This window comes from Streptomyces sp. NPDC053432 (genome assembly GCF_055585365.1).
Genome location: NZ_JBVJKF010000009.1, coordinates 95,949 through 112,352, shown reverse-complemented (window position 1 = coordinate 112,352; position 16,404 = coordinate 95,949). Strand labels below are relative to the sequence as shown.

General features: G+C 73.2%; 13 protein-coding genes. 5 read left to right on the top strand and 8 right to left on the bottom strand.

The genetic code is table 11. The annotated features are described in order from the left end of the window. The first annotated feature begins 14 nt into the window (after window positions 1–14). Both ACZ6Y1_RS17210 and ACZ6Y1_RS17205 read left to right on the top strand, forming a co-directional pair. A complete protein-coding gene (locus ACZ6Y1_RS17210) occupies window positions 15–2,156 on the top strand; it encodes a TPM domain-containing protein (protein WP_469629492.1) in 2,142 nt (713 codons plus the stop codon). A 52-nt stretch (window positions 2,157–2,208) separates the two neighbouring features. Beyond that, the gene (locus ACZ6Y1_RS17205; RefSeq protein ID WP_469629490.1) at window positions 2,209–2,928 is read left to right on the top strand and encodes a PspA/IM30 family protein; all 720 of its coding nucleotides are present in this window, start codon (window positions 2,209–2,211) and stop codon (window positions 2,926–2,928) included. A 187-nt stretch (window positions 2,929–3,115) separates the two neighbouring features. Here ACZ6Y1_RS17205 and ACZ6Y1_RS17200 read toward each other — a convergent pair whose 3' ends face one another. The 8 genes from ACZ6Y1_RS17200 to ACZ6Y1_RS17165 form a co-directional block, all read right to left on the bottom strand. Continuing rightward, window positions 3,116–5,698, bottom strand: a complete 2,583-nt coding sequence (locus ACZ6Y1_RS17200) for a SpoIIE family protein phosphatase (protein WP_469629978.1) — start codon at window positions 5,696–5,698, stop codon at window positions 3,116–3,118. 173 nt (window positions 5,699–5,871) lie between these two features. Then, on the bottom strand, window positions 5,872–6,300 hold the full coding sequence (locus ACZ6Y1_RS17195) for an ATP-binding protein (RefSeq protein ID WP_469629975.1): 429 nt from the start codon (window positions 6,298–6,300) through the stop codon (window positions 5,872–5,874). Window positions 6,301–6,454: 154 nt separating this feature from the next. Continuing rightward, window positions 6,455–6,919 carry a (deoxy)nucleoside triphosphate pyrophosphohydrolase gene (locus ACZ6Y1_RS17190; RefSeq protein ID WP_469629487.1) on the bottom strand — a complete coding sequence of 155 codons (465 nt, stop codon included), beginning with the start codon at window positions 6,917–6,919 and terminating at the stop codon, window positions 6,455–6,457. 42 nt (window positions 6,920–6,961) lie between these two features. Then, on the bottom strand, window positions 6,962–7,147 hold the full coding sequence (locus tag ACZ6Y1_RS17185) for an SPOR domain-containing protein (protein WP_360900784.1): 186 nt from the start codon (window positions 7,145–7,147) through the stop codon (window positions 6,962–6,964). A 160-nt stretch (window positions 7,148–7,307) separates the two neighbouring features. Next, window positions 7,308–9,002 carry a purine-cytosine permease family protein gene (locus ACZ6Y1_RS17180; protein WP_469629482.1) on the bottom strand — a complete coding sequence of 565 codons (1,695 nt, stop codon included), beginning with the start codon at window positions 9,000–9,002 and terminating at the stop codon, window positions 7,308–7,310. A 150-nt stretch (window positions 9,003–9,152) separates the two neighbouring features. Then, the gene (locus tag ACZ6Y1_RS17175) at window positions 9,153–9,905 is read right to left on the bottom strand and encodes a GntR family transcriptional regulator (RefSeq protein WP_469629480.1); all 753 of its coding nucleotides are present in this window, start codon (window positions 9,903–9,905) and stop codon (window positions 9,153–9,155) included. A gap of 185 nt (window positions 9,906–10,090) precedes the next feature. Continuing rightward, a complete protein-coding gene (locus ACZ6Y1_RS17170; RefSeq protein ID WP_469629477.1) occupies window positions 10,091–11,257 on the bottom strand; it encodes a DUF4190 domain-containing protein in 1,167 nt (388 codons plus the stop codon). A gap of 120 nt (window positions 11,258–11,377) precedes the next feature. Then, window positions 11,378–12,955, bottom strand: a complete 1,578-nt coding sequence (locus ACZ6Y1_RS17165) for a S8 family peptidase (protein WP_469629473.1) — start codon at window positions 12,953–12,955, stop codon at window positions 11,378–11,380. A 254-nt stretch (window positions 12,956–13,209) separates the two neighbouring features. Between ACZ6Y1_RS17165 and ACZ6Y1_RS17160 the strand changes: the two genes are divergently transcribed. From ACZ6Y1_RS17160 to ACZ6Y1_RS17150, 3 genes are all read left to right on the top strand, one after another. Further along, the gene (locus ACZ6Y1_RS17160) at window positions 13,210–14,322 is read left to right on the top strand and encodes a pyridoxal-phosphate dependent enzyme (protein ID WP_469629470.1); all 1,113 of its coding nucleotides are present in this window, start codon (window positions 13,210–13,212) and stop codon (window positions 14,320–14,322) included. Between the two features lie 280 nt (window positions 14,323–14,602). After that, window positions 14,603–15,424: an isocitrate lyase/PEP mutase family protein gene (locus ACZ6Y1_RS17155; protein ID WP_469629466.1), complete on the top strand. Its 822-nt coding sequence runs from the start codon at window positions 14,603–14,605 to the stop codon at window positions 15,422–15,424. A gap of 42 nt (window positions 15,425–15,466) precedes the next feature. Then, window positions 15,467–16,399, top strand: coding sequence for an EamA family transporter (locus tag ACZ6Y1_RS17150; RefSeq protein WP_469629463.1), 933 nt, complete (start codon window positions 15,467–15,469; stop codon window positions 16,397–16,399). Window positions 16,400–16,404 lie beyond the last annotated feature (5 nt).

Genomic DNA, 16,404 nt, shown 5'->3' with positions numbered 1-16,404 from the left:
ATAACCTCCCAAATGTGATCCCGCCGAAGAGCAAGCCGCAAAGCAAGCCGCGAAGCGAGATATCCGTACGGGCCCTGCTCGCCCTGGCCGCCGCGCTGCTCGCTCTCGGCAGCTGGGGCGTGGCCGGGGCACCGTCCGCGCGGGCGGAGGATCCCGTCACCCTTGCGCAGCAGGGGCAGATCACCGACCGCGTCGGAGCGCTGGGCGACCGGAAGGCGGCCGTCACCGCCGCGCTGGACGAGCTGTACGCGGACCGCAGGATCCAGCTCTTCGTCACGTATGTGCACGATTTCTCCGGGCGCTCCGCGCAGAGCTGGGCCGACGCCACCGCCGAGAAGAACGGCCTCGGCCGGGACGACGTCCTGCTGGCCGTGGCGACCGGGGCCCGCCAGTACGCCTACTCCGCCGCCGTCGACTCCGGTTTCACCGAGCAGCAGCTCGCGGAGGTGGCCCGGACCGCCATCGAGCCGCCGCTGCGGCAGAACGACTGGGCCGGCGCGGCGATCGGCGCGGCGAACGGATACGACGCGGTGCTCGGCGGGCAGCCGGTGCCGACGCCGACGATCACTCCGGGGCCGGCCGACCCCGGGGGTGGGGCGGGCGGGGAGAGCGGCGCCGGGGACTACGTGCTCCCGGTGATCGTGGTCGGCGCGGCCGGCGCGCTCGGGGTGTACGCGTACTCCCGCCGCAGGCGCGGTGCCCCGGGCCGGGCGGGCCGGGGGACGACGACCGGGCCGGGCTGGCCCGAGGGTGCGCCGGACCGCGTTCCGCTGCCGGAGCTGGACGCCCGGGCCAGGTCGCTGCTGGTGGAGACCGATGACGCGGTCCGGACGAGCGCCGAGGAACTCGGCTTCGCCTCGGCCGAGTTCGGCGATGAGGCGGTCGGCCCCTTCACGGAGGCCGTGGAGTACGCCAAGGGCGAGCTGACGAGCGCCTTCCGGCTGCGCCAGCAGCTCGACGACGCCTACCCGGAGGACGACGCGACGCGGCGCCGGATGCTCGACGAGATCGTCGCCCGCTGCACCGAGGCGAACCGGCGGCTGGACGCCGAGTCGGCGGACTTCGACCGGCTGCGGGACCTGGAGAAGAACGCCCCGGGGGCCCTGGCGACGGTGGAGGAGCACTATCTGAACCTGACCGGGCGCACCGTCACCGCCGAGGCGACACTGACCGCGCTGACCCGGCGGTACGCGGACTCCGCGTCCGCGCCCGTGGCTTCCAACGCCGAACAGGCCAAGGACCGCCAGGTGTTCGCGGCGACCAGCCTGGGCCTGGCCCACGCGGCCCTCGACGCGGGCGACAACGGCAGGGCGGCCGTGCACATCCGGGCCGCCGAGGGCGCGGTCGGCCAGGCGGCGACACTGGTCGACGCGGTCGAGCGGCGGGCGCAGGAGCTGGCGGAGGCGGCCGGGAAGCTGCCGGGCGCGCTGAGCGAGACGGAGACCGACCTGGCGGACGCGCGCGGGCTGCTGTCCGGCACCGCGGAGGGTACGTCCACGGCCGACCTGCGGGGCCGGATCGGCCGGGCGGAGGCCGTGCTGGCCGACGTGCAGAAGGAGCAGGAGGCCGGCCGGTACGACCCGATCGACGCGCTGCGCCGGGTCGAGGAGGCCGACGCGGCGCTGGACGCGGCCCTGGCCGGGGCGCGGGAGCGGGAGTCGGGCCGGCAGCGGGCCGCGGCGCTGCTCGATCAGGCGATGCTCTCGGCCCGCAGTGCGATCGGCGCGGCGACGGACTACGTCACCACCACCCGGGGCGCGGTCGGGAGCCGGGCCCGGACCCGGCTGGCGGAGGCGGGCCGGCACCTGGAGCGGGCAACGGCCCTGGCCTCGTCGGACCCGGCGGGGGCGCTGGCGGAGGCGCAGCAGGCGGATTCACTGGCCCGGCAGGCGCAGGAACTCGCGGAGGCGGACGTACGGGCGTACCAGGACCCGTACGCGGGCCGGCCCGGCGGGGGCGGCGGGCGGGGCGGCGCGGTGCTCGGCGGGATCATCCTCGGCGAGATCCTGCGGGGCGGGGGCGGCGGCGCCTTCGGCGGTGGGGGCGGGGGCTTCGGGGGCGGGGGCTTCGGGGGCTTCGGGGGCGGGGGCAGCGGACCGGGCTCCTTCGGCGGCGGCGGCACCCGCGGCCGCATGGGCGGCGGGGGCCGCTTCTGAACCGCGATCGGCACCGGTAACGGACCATCACCCTTCCTCGGGAGAGACCCAGATGAGCAAGCAGACCATCCTCGGCCGCGTCACCCAGCTCGCCAAGGCCAACATCAACGCCCTGCTGGACCAGGCCGAGGACCCGCAGAAGATGCTGGACCAGCTGATCCGCGACTACACGAACAACATCTCGGAGGCGGAGCAGGCCGTCGCGACGACGATCGGCAACCTCCGGATGCTGGAGGCGGACCACAAGGAGGACGTGGAGGCGGCCGGCGAGTGGGGCACCAAGGCCCTGGCGGCGAGCAGGAAGGCCGACGAACTGCGGGCCGGGGGTTCGGCGGCGGACGCCGACAAGTTCGACAACCTCGCGAAGGTGGCGCTGGGCCGGCAGATCCAGTCGGAGAAGGAGGCGAAGACGGCGGAGCCGGTGATCGCCGCCCAGACGGAGGTCGTGGACAAGCTCAAGGCGGGCCTGGACTCGATGCGGAACAAGCTGACGGAGCTCCAGGCGAAGCGGGACGAACTGGTGGCGCGGGCCAGGACCGCGCAGGCGCAGAACACGATGATGGACGCGGTGAAGAACATCGACGTGATGGACCCGACGAGTGAGCTGTCGCGCTTCGAGGAGAAGGTCCGGCGGGAGGAGGCGATGGCTCTGGGCAAGCAGGAGCTCGCCGCCTCCTCTCTGGACGCGCAGTTCGAGTCCCTGGAGGACCTGGGCAAGACCTCGGAGATCGAGGCCAGGCTCGCCGCGCTCAAGCAGGGCCGGGCCGCCTGACCCTACCGGGGGGCGGGGTTGCCGCTGCGCGGGGCCCGTCCCCTACCCGCCCTTCCACCGTTCCCCGGGCTCCGCCCCGGACCCCGGTCCTCAAACGCCGGACGGGCTGAAAGTGCCCGCAGCGGCGGATGTCCGGCCTCGCCGGCGTTTGAGGCGCGGGTCCGGGGCAGCACCCCGGCAGCGGTGCTCAGCCGTACATGTTCAGCAGTTGCTCCGCCGAGAGTTCGGCCACGGTCTCCGCCGTCGCCCCCGGCAGGGGGAGCTCGAACCAGACCGTCTTCCCCCGGTGGGTCCGCCGCGTGCCCCAGCCCGCCGACAGCAGGCCGACCAGTTGGAGGCCCCGGCCGCCCTCGTCGGTGTCGCGGGCCCGGCGCCGTCTCGGCTGGACCAGGTTCGCGTCCCAGACCTCGCACACCAGGGTGCGGTCGAGGAGCAGGCGGAGTCTGATCTCGCCCTCTCCGTACCGCAGGGCGTTGGTGACGAGTTCGCTGACCAGGAGTTCGGTGGTGTCCAGCAGGCCCTCCAGGCCCCACGCCGGCAGTTTCGCCCGGGCCAGTTCCCTGGCGCGTCCCACCGAGCGGGCCTCCCTCGGCAGCTGCCAGTCGCCGACGGCGTCCACCGGCAGGCCCTGGACCCGGGCCATGAGGAGGGCGATGTCGTCCTCACCGTGCCGGGTGTCGAGGGTGTTCAGGACGTGGTCGCAGACGTCCTCCAGCGGGCGGACCGGGTCGGCGAGGGCCTCGCGCAGGCCCCGCAGGCCCTCCTCCAGGGGATGGTCGCGGGATTCGACCAAGCCGTCGGTGTAGAGGGCGAGGAGGGCGCCCTCGGGGAGTTCCACCTCGACCTCCTCGAACGGCTCGCCGCCCACCCCCAGCGGCATGCCCGGCGGCACCTCCAGCAGCAGCGCCGGCCTCGGCTTCCCGGCTTCGTCCGGGGGCTCGACCAGCACCGGCGGCATATGGCCCGCGTTGGCGATCGTGCAGCGCCGGGTCACCGGGTCGTACACGGCGTACACGCAGGTGGCGAGGTACACCTCCGAGCGGTCGGCGTCCCGCGAGTGCAGGGCGGCGCGGGAGGCCTGCTGGGAGCCGCCGGGGGCGCCGAGGCCGCGGGCGATCTCGTCGAGCGCGGCCAGCACCTCCGCCGGTTCCAGGTCCAGCAGCGCGAGGGTCCGTACGGCGGTCCGCAGTTCGCCCATCGCGACGGCGGCCCGCAGGCCGCGGCCCATGACGTCGCCGACGACGAGCGCGGTGCGGTGCCCGGGCAGCTCGATGACGTCGAACCAGTCCCCGCCGACCTCGGTGGCCGCGTTGCCCGGCAGGTAGCGGCAGGCGATGTCCAGGCCGGCCGCCTCCGGGTCGCCGGGGGGCAGCAGGCTGCGCTGGAGTATCAGCGCCCGCTCGTGCTCGCGCCGGTAGAGCCGCGCGTTGTCTATGCACACGGCGGCCCGTGCGGCGAGTTCCACCGCGACCGCCCGGTCCCGTTCACCGAAGGGTTCGCTGCCCTTCGTACGGGAGAACTGCGCGAGCCCGACCACCGTGTCGTGCGCGACCAGCGGCACGACCAGCGTGGACTGCACCAGGTCGTCCGGGCCGCCGCCCTCGATGAGCCGGGGCCGGGCGGTGCGCAGGGCGAGCGCGCCCGGCGAGGCGGCCGGGTAGCGGTGGATCTCCCCCACGGAGACCAGCGCCCCCGGCCCGGACAGCGGCGCGTCCGAGACCGCCGACGAGAAGGCGACCCGGCGCAGGGCCGCGGACGGGGCGCGGCCCGGACCCTGCCCGGGCAGGCTGGGCACGCCGGGGCCCTGGGGCCGGGCGGGGCGGTCGTCGTCGCCGAGCAGCAGCGCCTGGTAGAGGTCGACCGCGGCCAGGTCGCAGAAGCCGGGGACGGTGACGTCGAGGAGTTCGCGGGCGGTGGTCTCCAGATCGAGGGAGTTGCCGATGCGGTGTCCGGCCTCGTTGAGCAGGGCGAGGTTGCGCCGTACTCCGGCGGCCTCGCGGGCCGCGAGGTGGCGCCGGGTGACGTCGGTGCCGATGCCGGCGACTCCGATGGGCCGGCCGCTGCCGCCGTGCACGCGGTAGAGGTTGATGGACCAGTGGCGGTTCTCCCGGCTGCCGGGGGCGGCCCCGGTGATCCGCAGGTCGGTGACGGAGTCCCCGGTCTCCAGGACGCGGCGCAGCGCCTCGGCCATCCGGTCGGCCTCGTCCCGGGCCAGGTAGTCGTGGACGGTCCGGCCCCGGTGCTCCTCGGCCGCGCCGCCGAAGACGGTGGCGAAGCGGCGGTTGGCCCGCTGGACGGTGAGGTCGGTGCCGAAGAGGAGGAAGCCGAAGGGAGATTGGCCGAAAATCGCCTGCGAAGCCGCGAGATCGGATTCGATGCGCCGCAGCGCCCGGACGTCGACGACGACGCACAGCGCGGCCCGCTCGTCGTTCTCGGTCTGGGTCGGCATCACGTAGATCTCCGCGACCCCGTGCGCACCGCCCCCGCCCGGGATCCGGAACGGGATCAGGCCGGTCCACTCTTTGCCGTCGAGGATTTCGGACACCCTGCGGTGGGCGTCGGCGCGGAGCTCGGGCGGCATGAAGGCGTCGACGGGATCCCGGCCGACGGCCTGGGAGGCGGGCAGCCCGAAGAGTTCCTCGGCGCGCAGGCTCCACTGTTCGATGAGCCCGTCCGGCCCGATCGAGAACGATGCGACCTTTATGTAGTCATATATCGAGCCAGGTGGACTGCTGTGCCACAGGGCGTCGTGCCATGTCTCGCGAGGCATCTTGGTCTGATGTGCCTGCGCAGGTATCTCGCTCACGCGACCGTCCCCTCCAGCTCACCGCAACCGGACCGGCCATGACCGCAGTATTCAGCACCACGGCCCTGCTCGGCACGGCGTTCACGATCACAAAAAGGTCCCGTTAGTTTCGAGCCACGTCCCGTGATCTCACCTTGTTACTCACCAGGAAGAGCCAACTCGAACCACACGGTCTTGCCCGATTTCCCGTGACGGGTTCCCCAGCGCTGTGAGGAGACGGCGACGAGGTGCAGGCCACGGCCCCCTTCGTCGTCGGGTTGCGCGACCCGTTCCCGGGGCGGATCCGGAAGCGGATCGGAAACCTCCACGAGCAGCGCGGGCCCGCCCGCCGGGTCGGTGGCGGCTTGATCCTGTCGTACCAGCCGGACGCCGATGGGGCCGGAGGCGTAGCGCAGGGAGTTGGTGACGAGCTCGCTGACCAGCAGGACGGTCACGTCACCGACGGCTTCGAGGCCCCAGTCCCTGAGGGTGCCGCGCACGGCGTGACGGGCGGTGCGGACGGCACCGGGCTCGGCGGGGAAGGCCCATTCGGCACGCTCACCGTCTGTGTCGATCACGCCGATCACTTCCCGGGCCATCAGCGACCCCAGTCCGGTTCGTCTGTGACGAAAGAGGGACGAGATAGGGACTAATAGCGACATACCCGATATTCGAGGCGTCGTACCACCCGACCCTCCGCCCACCGGCGCACTGTGGCGCGGACGGCCCAGTGCGCGAGCGTCACGCGCCCCCGCCGGGCGCGTACCCGGCCGCGCCACCTTCCCCGGCCGCGCCGGCGGCGCCGTCCCCGGCCACGCCGAGCAGCCGTCGGCCGGCCTCGGCGACCGCGGGACGGTCCTGGTCGAGCCAGTCCACCGACTCCAGCTCCTCCGGCCCGAGCCAGCGCAGTTCGTCGTGGTCCTCCAGCGGCGCGGGCACCCCCGACAGCAGCCGGGCCGTCCACACGTGCAGGACGAGGCCGGGCTTCAGGGGCCACTCCCCCGGGATCCGCTCCAGCGGCTCGGTCTCGACGCCGAGCTCCTCGCGCAGTTCGCGCACCAGCGCCTCGGGGACGGACTCACCCGGTTCGGCCTTGCCGCCGGGCAGCTCCCAGCGCCCGGCGAGCTCCGGCGGCGCGCTGCGGCGGGCGGCCAGCAGGCGCCCCTCATGACAAAGGGCTCCGCCCACGACCACTCGTACAGTCATGGGCGGAGCCTATGCCGGCGCCGGAGGTCCCGGCGCCCGTGCTCAGTTCGTCGTGGCGGTCTGGCCGATCCGCTCGACCCAGTACAGCTGCTTGTGTCCTCGGTCGTCGAGACTGTCGGCGACCTTCTGGGCCTCGGCCCGGGTGGGGTACCGGCCCACTCGGTAGCGGTTGCCGTTGTCGTCCTGACGTATGACCAGCCACGGGAGCAGGGCACCGCTGTCGTTCATCGCGTTTCACCCTCCGCCGACGTACCTGCCCGGGAAACCGCATTGCGCATATGCCCGAGCTTACGCCCGACCTTTACTGAGCGGATACGGTTTTTCACGAAGAGGTACCTGGCGGGCGTACGCATCCGGCCATGTGTACGAGTGGGCCGTGCGCGCCGGTTCAGACGGGGCGTGCGGGGCGCACGGACGGCATCGGCAGGACCACCGCGCCGCCCGCCGGACCCTTGCGGCAGACGTCCCCGCAGGTCGCGTCGAGGGAGCAGCACAGGGAGCAGATCGGGCCCGCCTGGACGGGGCAGTCCGCGATGTCGGGGAGTTCGTACGCCGTCTCGCAGACGGCGCACACGTGGGTGACGGTGATGTCCTCGGCCCCGGCGTCCGGTCCGTTGACGGTGTTCGGCCGGGCCAGGTAGTACTTCCCCCTGGTCAGCCAGGCGATCAACGGGCACAGCAGGAGGGCCAGACCGGCCGCGATGAAGGTGGAGAAGGCCTCGGCGTAGGTGCCGAACAGTCCGAAGAACGCGAGGATCGAGACGGTGGAGGCGATCACCATCGCGCCGAAACCCGCCGGGTTGACGGCGTACAGGTAGGCGCGCTTGAACTCGATGTACGGCGGGCTGAGGCCGAGCCGCTTGTTGATGACCAGGTCGGCGGCGACCGCGGCGATCCAGGCGATGCCCACGTTGGAGTAGAAGCCCAGCAGCTTGCCGAGCATGGCGAACATGTTCAGTTCCATCAGCGTCAGCGCGATGCCGAGGTTGAGGAAGATGTACCAGACGCGGCCCGGGTGGCGGTGGGTGACGCGGGAGAAGAAGTTCGACCAGGACAGCGAGCCGCTGTAGGCGTTCGTGACGTTGATCTTGATCTGGGAGACGATCACGAAGAGCGCGGCGGCGGGCAGCGCGAGGCCGCCGAGCCAGGGGCGCAGGGCCTCGATCTGCGGGGCGATCGGTTCCAGGGCGTGCGTCCGGCCGACCGCTTCGAGGGCGACGAAGGCGAGGAAGGCGCCGCCGAGCTGCTTGACGGCGCCGATGATCACCCAGCCGGGTCCGGCGGCGAGCACGGCGAGGTTCCAGCGGCGGCTGTTGGCGGGGGTCTTGGCGGGCATGAACCGCAGGTAGTCGGCCTGCTCCCCGATCTGCGCGATGAGGGAGAGGGCGATGCCGGTCCCGAACCCGAAGCCGACCCACGAGAAGCCGGACCCGGCGCCCTGCGTCCCGCCGAAGTCGGCGAAGGCGCCCCACGCGTCGGGCGCGTGGAAGGCCAGCACCACGAAGGGCAGCACGAGCCCGATCAGCCAGACGGGCTGGGTCCAGGCCTGGACCTTGGCGAGCGCGCCCATGCCCTTGAACACGATCGGGATCACCACGAGGGTGGTGAGGAGGTAGCCGACCTCCAGCGGGAGGCCGACCGCCTGGTGCATGGCCTGGGCCATGATCGAGCCTTCGAGGGCGAAGAAGATGAAGGTGAACGAGGCGTAGATGAGCGAGGTCAGGGTGGACCCGAAGTACCCGAAGCCGGCGCCGCGGGTGACGAGGTCCATGTCCAGGCCGTACGTGGCGCACGCGCGGGCGATCGGGATGCCGGTCAGGAAGATGACCACGGCGGCGGCCAGGATCGCGGCGGCGCCGCTGGTGAAGCCGTAGGCGAAGACGATGGACGCGCCGATGGCGAAGTCGGCGAGGTAGGCGATCCCGCCGAGGGCGGTGCCGGCGACGGTGCCGGGGCCCCAGCGGCGGAAGGAGTGGGGCGCGTATCTGAGGGAGTAGTCCTCCCGGCTCTCGTCGGCGGCGAGCTTGGCGTAGCGGCGGGTCGCTTTCGCGGGGGCGGGGGTGCTGGTGGCGGTGTCCGTCATACCGCCGCAAGGTAGGGCCGTTTCATGACGCCCCGTCACCCGCGGGCGTTGCCCGGGGGTTACACACCCGTCCCCCGGATCACCGCGGGGTTACACCCCCCGAACCCCGTGTCCGCTGTCCGGTGCGGCGCCGCACCGGACCACGGCGGGCTACCGTACGGGCAGGTGGTACGACAGGCGGTACCGGTCCGCCGGGACCACCACGTCCGCCGTCTCCACGGCCCGGCCCGAGGCGTAGTACGTGCGGCCGATCACCAGCACCACGTGGCCCGGGACTCCCCCCAGCAGCTGGATCTCCTCCGCCAGGCCCGGCCGCGCTCCGACCTCCTCGACCACGTTGTCCACGACCACGTCGATCGCCGCCATCCGGTCCACCACCCCCGAGCCGCCCAGCGGGCCCTCCTCGGGGAGCATCACGGGGGTCCGGCCGGTCACGGCGAGCGGCTCCCAGGAGGTGGACAGCATCATCGCCTCCCCCGCGTCGCGGAAGACGTACCGCGTCCGCATCACCCGCTCGCCCGGCTCGATGCCCAGCCGCTTCGCGATCTCCGTCGGCGCGCCCGTCTGCTCGCTGTTCGACTCCCACGTGCCGCGCGCGCCCGCGTCCGCCTGCTCCTGGCGGAACGGCGTCGACGCGCCGCCCGTACGGTAGCCGGAGCGGGCGACCCGCCGCGGGACCGGCTGTTCGCGCACGTACGTACCGGAACCGGACCGGCCCTCGACCAGGCCCTCCGCCATGAGGACCTTGCGCGCCTCCAGCGCCACGGTGTCGGAGACCCCGTACTCCTCGCGGATGCGGGCCTGCGAGGGGAGCCGGGCGTGCGGGGGCAGAGAACCGTCGACGATCTTCTGTCGCAGATCCCCGGCCACGCGCAGATAGGCCGGCTGCTCACCGAAAGTCACTGGCCACTCCCATCAGGTTGACAGACAGCCACACCCTGGCAACCGACGGTTGAAGACCGCAAGCAAGGGCCAGAGTTTCACCCGAAGTGATGAAGCCTGGTCACCCAAACCCGTTACGACGCGTTACCGAAGAAGGCCTGAACGGCCACTCCGGGGCGGCAGTCCGGGGCGGCCACTCCGGGCCGCTACACCGACTCGCGCGACGGCGCCCGCCCGGGGCCCGAGCCGGACTCCGAGTCGTCCGGGTACTCCTCCAGCCACGGCGGGATCCGCGTCGACAGCCCGTACGCTCCGCGCAGCGCCTGCTCGGTCTCGGGCAGCAGCGCCCCCACCGCCAGGTCCCACTGCTTGTCGAAGTCCGACGCCGTCTTCGCCTGCGAGGCGCGCTGCCACGCGACGCGGGCCGCCTCGATCTCCTTCAGCTGCGCCCGGGCGGCCTTGTCCATCCCCGGCAGGGCCGCGTGTCCGCCCACCGTCTCGGCCTCCTCGCCCAGCGCCGAGTACACCTCGCGCGCCCACGCCCGGTGCTCGGCGAGCGCTTCCTCGACCTCCTCGTCGGGCGGCCGGCTCATGACGAACTCGACGGTGTTCGCCGCCCGGAGGAAGGCCGCCTGCTCGGGCTTCAGCATGGCCGCGTCCTGGCGCAGGCTGCCCCTGTGGTCGTCCTCCGTCGTCCCGATCACGCACAGCAGCCGCCGGTCGCCCTGGTCCCAGGACTCGCGCGACGGCGCGAAGTAGAACATCTCGGCATAGGCGGGCAGGGCCCAGGTGTCCATCGCGTACGCGTCCTGCGCCTTCCAGCACTCGTCCTCGAAGGCCAGCTCCGCCTCGGCCGATTCCAGGGGCGCCTTCGGGTCCGTCAGCTTCGACTCGGTGACCTCCCCGTGGTGCACCAGCCCGCAGTCGGTCCGGTACATCAGCGGGTGCTCGTCCATCAGGTCCCCGAGCGGGACGTTGAAGCAGTCCCCCGCCCGCAGGTCGTCGATGTCGGTGAGCTCGCCCTCGACCTCGGTGAGCTCGTTCACCGAGGCCAGCCCGCCGCGGACCGCCGTCACGACCCGCCCCGCCGAGAGGACCACGACACCCGTCATGAGCACCGACACCACCAGGCCCGTGATCGCCAGGGCCTTGCCCCGCTCTCCCTTCCTCGCGATCTGCACGAGGGCCACCACGCCGAAGACGATGCCGAGCGGCGGCAGGCACAGCAGGCCGACGAGGAGTGAGGCGAGCGCGAATCCGTTGAGCCCCGGCGGCTGCTGCCCGTACCCGGGCGGCGGGCCCCATCCCGGCTGCGGTGAGGGCGGGGCCCAGGGGTTGCCCGGTCCGGGGGGCGGTATCGGCGGGGTGCTCACAGGGGCGGACTCCATCACGGCGGCGCGAACGGACGCGCGAATAGTACGCAGCGGGGGCGACCGCCGATGCGGTCGCCCCCGCCCTGTTCACCGCGTGCTCACGCGGTCATCCCGGGTTCCTCAGAACTGGAGCGCCCAGGAGTCGATCTTCCCGGTGTCGATGTTCGCGTTGTCGTTCACCCGGAGCTTCCAGACGCCGTTGGCGACCTCCGAGGAGGCGTTCACGGTGAAGGTCTGGATGATGTTGTCCGCGCTGCCGCCGGCCCGGTTGTGCAGGGTGTAGACGGTGCCGTCGGGGGCGACCAGGTCGACCTTGAGGTCACCGATGTAGGTGTGCTTGATGTCGACCGGGACGCTGAGCGTCGCCGGGGCGTTGCCGGAGACCCCGCTGACGGTGATCGGCGACTCGACCGTCGAGTTGTCGTTGATCGCGTAGTCGGCGGTGTTCTCGAACCGCGGGCCGGGCGGGACGGTGCCGCCCGCGCCGACGTAGAGCAGCCGGTTGGGGGAGCCCGTTCCGGGACCGGTCACCACGTTCGGGGTGGCCGCGTTCACCAGGCCGTCGCGAACCTGGGCCGGGGTGCTCGCCGGGTTCTGCGAGAGGTACAGCGCGGCCGCGCCCACGACGTGCGGCGTGGCCATCGAGGTCCCGGAGATGGTGTTGGTGGCGGTGTCCCCGGTGCCCCACGAGGAGGTGATGGAGGAGCCCGGCGCGAAGATGTCCAGGATGCTGCCGTAGTTGGAGTAGCTGGCCTTCGCGTCGGTGTTGGTCGTGGCGCCGACCGTGATGGCCTCGGCGACGCGCGCCGGGGACTTGGTGGAGGCGTCGGTGGACTCGTTGCCCGCCGCGACGCCGTAGGTGATCCCGGAGGCGATGGAGTTGCGCACGGCGGTGTCGAGCGCGGAGTCGGCGCCGCCGCCGAGGGACATGTTCGCCACGGCCGGCTTGACGGCGTTCCGCGTCACCCAGTCGATGCCGGCGACGACCTGGGCGGTCGTGCCGGAGCCGTTGTTGTCCAGGACCCGGACGCCGACGATCTTGGCCTTCTTCGCCACGCCGTACGTGGTGCCCGCGACGGTGCCGGCGACGTGCGTGCCGTGGCCGTGGCCGTCCTGGGCGGTGTTGTCGTTGTCGATGGCGTCGTAGCCGTAGGAGGCGCGGCCGCCCAGGTCCTGGTGGGTGATGCGGACACCGGTGTCGATGATGTACGCGGTGACGCCCTCGCCCGCCTTGTCGGGGTAGGTGTAGCTCTGGTTCAGCGGGAGCGCGCGCTGGTCGATGCGGTCCAGGCCCCAGGACGGCGGGCTGGGCTGCGTGCCCTGGGCTCCGTCGATGGTGAAGACACGGTTCTGCACGACCGACTTGACCGCCGGGTCCGCGGCGAGCTTCCTGGCCTGACCCTCCGACACCTCGACGGAGTAGCCGTTGAGGGCGGCGCTGTAGGTCCGGTCGATCCGCGCCCCGTACCGCTTGGCGACGGCCTTGCCGCTGTCGGCGGTCGAGCGGGCGGCCGAGTCCTTCAGGGTCACGATGTAGCTGCCGGCCACGGAACCGGGGGCGCCCGCGTTCTCGATGACGCCGAGCGCGCCGCTGTCGGCGGCCGAGGCGGGTAACGCGGCGGCGGCGCCCAGCGCGAGGGCCGCGACGGCGGTCACGCTGAGGCCGGCGAGCTTCCGGCGGGTGTGACGCACGGACATGGGGGGTCCTCCTCGTCGGTGGTGCGTTGCGGGGGGTGGGGCACAGCCTTCGGAGCACGCTCGGAGCATGGTCGGGAGCACGGTCGGAGCACACCGCAAAAAATCCGTTTCAGTCGTGCTCATGACAAAGCATTCGGCCCAACGGGCTGTTGCCTCCGAAAGGTTGACCCACCTCCGCAGCACTCACAAGAGGACTGCGGAGACGTAACATCCGTGCCATACGACTGCCATGAACGAGCAAAGGCGCTCCGCACATGACGCACGCACTGCCCGGTTACGTCTGCCCTGAGGACGGCACCCGCGCCGACGCCCGGACGGCGCCCTGGTGCTGCCCCGCCTGCGACGGACCGTGGGACCTCGACTTCGTACCGGATCCGGCCATCCCGCTGGAACCGGCCTCCGGGCCGAACTCGCTGTGGCGGTACGGGGCCGTGCTGCCACTGCCGGGGGCGTTCTCCGTCTCGCTGGCGGAGGGGCACACTCCACTGGTGCCGCTGGCGGAACGGGTTCACGCCAAACTCGACTTCCTGATGCCGACCCTGTCGTTCAAGGACCGTGGCGCCGTGATGCTCGTGGAACTGGCCCGGCGGCTGGCCCCCGAGCGGGTCGTGGCGGACAGCAGCGGCAACGCGGGGACCTCGGTGGCGGCGTACTGCGCGCGGGCCGGACTGGATTGTGAAGTTTTCGTGCCCGAGGGCACTTCGGAGAAGAAGACGGAGCAGATGCGGGCGCACGGCGCGGCCGTACGGGTGGTCCCGGGCGGCCGGGAGGCCGCCTCGGCGGCGGCGCGGGGCGCCGCGGACCGGCCGGGCGCGTTCTATGCGAGCCACGTCTTCAACCCGTACTTCCTGCACGGCACGAAGACGTACGTGTACGAGATCTGGGAGGAGCTCGGCGGCCGCCTCCCGGACGCGCTGGTCGTCCCCGTCGGCAACGGCACCCTCCTGCTCGGGGCCGCGCTGGCGGTGGAGGAGCTGGCCGCGCGCGGGGTCCGGCCGCCGGCGCTGATCGCGGTCCAGTCGGCGGCGGTGGCCCCGCTGGCGGCGGCGTTCGCGGCGGGTGCGCAGGATGCGGCGCCGGTGCCGCAGCGGCCGACGGCGGCGGAGGGGATCGCGATCCCCGCGCCACCGCGGGCCCGTCAGATCCTGGCGGCGGTCCGCAAGTCCGGGGGCACGTTCCTGACCGTCCCGGACGCCGGTCTCCGCGAGGCGCAGCGGGATCTGGCGCGGCGCGGGCTGTTCGTGGAACCGACGGCGGCGGCGTGCTGGGCTGCCGTCGGCCCGGGCGCTCCGGACGACCCCCTGCGCGGCCGCACGGCGATCGTCCCCCTGTGCGGGGCGGGCGCGAAATCGGGCCCGGCCGCCTGAAACCGCCGCCCCTGGGCTCCGCCCCGGACCCCGCGCCTCAAACGCGGGCGGGCTGAAGACATGCCGCTGCGCGGCTCCTGGGCTCCGCCCAGACCCGCTCCTCAAACGCCGGAGGGGCTGGATTTCCGCTCCTGCCGTCCGCAGAATCCGGCGCCGCCGGGGCGATTCAGCCCCTCCGGCGTTTGAGGAGCGGGGTCCGGGCGGAGCCCCGGCAACGGCGCCGCACGTAGCTGTCGGAAAACCGCGAGCCTCCCGGCGGCCCGCGTGATGGGGTGGGGGCATGACCACCACGCACCCCGAACTCACCGCCAAGGCAACCGCGTTCGCGGCCCTGCACACCCCCGCCTCCCCCCTCGCCCTCGCCAACGCCTGGGACGTCGCCTCCGCCCGCGTCGTAGAGGCCGCCGGCGCGCCCGCCGTCGCCACCACCAGCGCCGGTGTCGCCTGGTCGCTCGGCTCCCCCGACGGTGACGCCCTGGCCCGCGACCGGGCCGTCGACCTGGTCGCCCGCGTGGCCGCAGCCGTCTCCGTGCCCGTCACCGCCGACATCGAGGGCGGCTTCGGCGCCGATGCCGCCGGCGTGGCCGAGACCGTCGCCGGGGTCCTCGCCGCCGGCGCGGTCGGCATCAACATCGAGGACGGCCACCGCGCCCCCGCCGAGCACGCGGAGCGCCTCGCCGCGGCCCGGTCCGCCGCCGACGCCGCCGGGGTCCCGCTCTACGTCAACGCCCGCATCGACACGTACCTCTTCGGCCTCGGCGACCCGGCGACCCGGCTCGACGAGACCCTCGCCCGCGCCGCCGCCTACCTCCGCGCCGGAGCCACCGGCATCTTCGTGCCCGGCGTCACCGACCCGGCCACCGTGGCCGAGCTCGCGAAGGGCATCGACGCCCCGCTGAACGTCCTCGCCGGCCCCGGCGCCCCCGCCGTCGCCGAGTTCGGCGCCCTCGGCGTCTCCCGCGTGAGCCTCGGCTCCTGGGTCGCGGAGGCCGCGTACGCCGTGGTCCGGCGCGCCACCGAGGAGCTGCTCTCCGGCGGCACCTACGGGGGGCTCGCGCAGGCGCTGCCGTACGGCGAGCTGAACGCCCTGCTCAAGGGCTGAGGCGGGCCGGGGCGGCCGGCCCCACGACCATAGGATCTGATCATGCGCACATCAGCTCCGGCGAAGGAGGCCCGGCCGGACAGGGCCCCGGCCCCGGCAGCGGCCGTCTGGACCGCCCTCGTCCTCGTGTACCTGCTGTGGGGTTCCACCTACCTCGGTATCCGGGTCGTCGTCGAGACCATGCCGCCCTTCCTCTCCGCCGGAGCCCGCTTCATCACCGCCGGCCTGGTCCTGACCGCCGCCGTCGCGTGGCGGTACGGCCCCGGCGCGCTCAGGGCCACCCGGGCCCAGACCGGCTCGGCCGTCCTGGTCGGCCTGCTGCTCATCCTCGGCGGGAACGGCCTGGTCGTGCTCGCCGAGACCTCCGTGCCCTCCGGGCTGGCCGCCCTGCTGGTCGCGGCGGTGCCGATGTGGGTGGTGGTGCTGCGGGCGGGCACCGGGGACCGGCCCCCGCCGCGCACGCTGGGCGGGGTCCTGGTGGGGCTGGTGGGGCTCGCGGTCCTGACGAGCCCGGGCATCGGCGGTGCCGTGCGGCTGTCGGGGGTGCTGCTGGTGGTGGCGGGCTCGGTGCTGTGGTCGCTCGGCTCGTTCTCGGCGTCGAAGCTGCCCCTGCCGGGCAACCCGTTCACCGGCAGCGCCTACCAGATGCTCGCGGGCGGGACCGGCGGCGTGGTCGTCGGCCTGCTGCGCGGCGAGCACCACGGTCTGGACCCGGCGGCGTACTCCACCGCCTCCTGGCTGGCCCTCGGCTACCTGGTCGCCTTCGGCTCCCTCGTCGGCTTCACGGCGTACGTGTGGCTGCTCCAGGCGGCGCCGCTGTCGCTCGTGTCCACGTACGCCTACGTCAATCCGGTGGTCGCCGTCGCTCTCGGCTGGCTGGTCCTCGACGAGGCCCTGACCTGGCCGATCCTGGTGGGCGGCGCGGTCGTCGTGGCGGCGGTCGGCGTGATCGTGAGTACGGAGCGCAGGAAGTAGCCGGG

Coding starts and splice junctions, on each gene's coding strand:
- ACZ6Y1_RS17205 (WP_469629490.1), top strand. CDS start 2,209: ATGAGCAAGCAGACCATCCTCGGCCGCGTCACCCAGCTCGCCAAGGCC.
- ACZ6Y1_RS17185 (WP_360900784.1), bottom strand. CDS start 7,147: ATGAACGACAGCGGTGCCCTGCTCCCGTGGCTGGTCATACGTCAGGAC.
- ACZ6Y1_RS17200 (WP_469629978.1), bottom strand. CDS start 5,698: ATGCCTCGCGAGACATGGCACGACGCCCTGTGGCACAGCAGTCCACCT.
- ACZ6Y1_RS17150 (WP_469629463.1), top strand. CDS start 15,467: ATGCGCACATCAGCTCCGGCGAAGGAGGCCCGGCCGGACAGGGCCCCG.
- ACZ6Y1_RS17160 (WP_469629470.1), top strand. CDS start 13,210: ATGACGCACGCACTGCCCGGTTACGTCTGCCCTGAGGACGGCACCCGC.
- ACZ6Y1_RS17180 (WP_469629482.1), bottom strand. CDS start 9,002: ATGACGGACACCGCCACCAGCACCCCCGCCCCCGCGAAAGCGACCCGC.
- ACZ6Y1_RS17165 (WP_469629473.1), bottom strand. CDS start 12,955: ATGTCCGTGCGTCACACCCGCCGGAAGCTCGCCGGCCTCAGCGTGACC.
- ACZ6Y1_RS17190 (WP_469629487.1), bottom strand. CDS start 6,919: ATGACTGTACGAGTGGTCGTGGGCGGAGCCCTTTGTCATGAGGGGCGC.
- ACZ6Y1_RS17155 (WP_469629466.1), top strand. CDS start 14,603: ATGACCACCACGCACCCCGAACTCACCGCCAAGGCAACCGCGTTCGCG.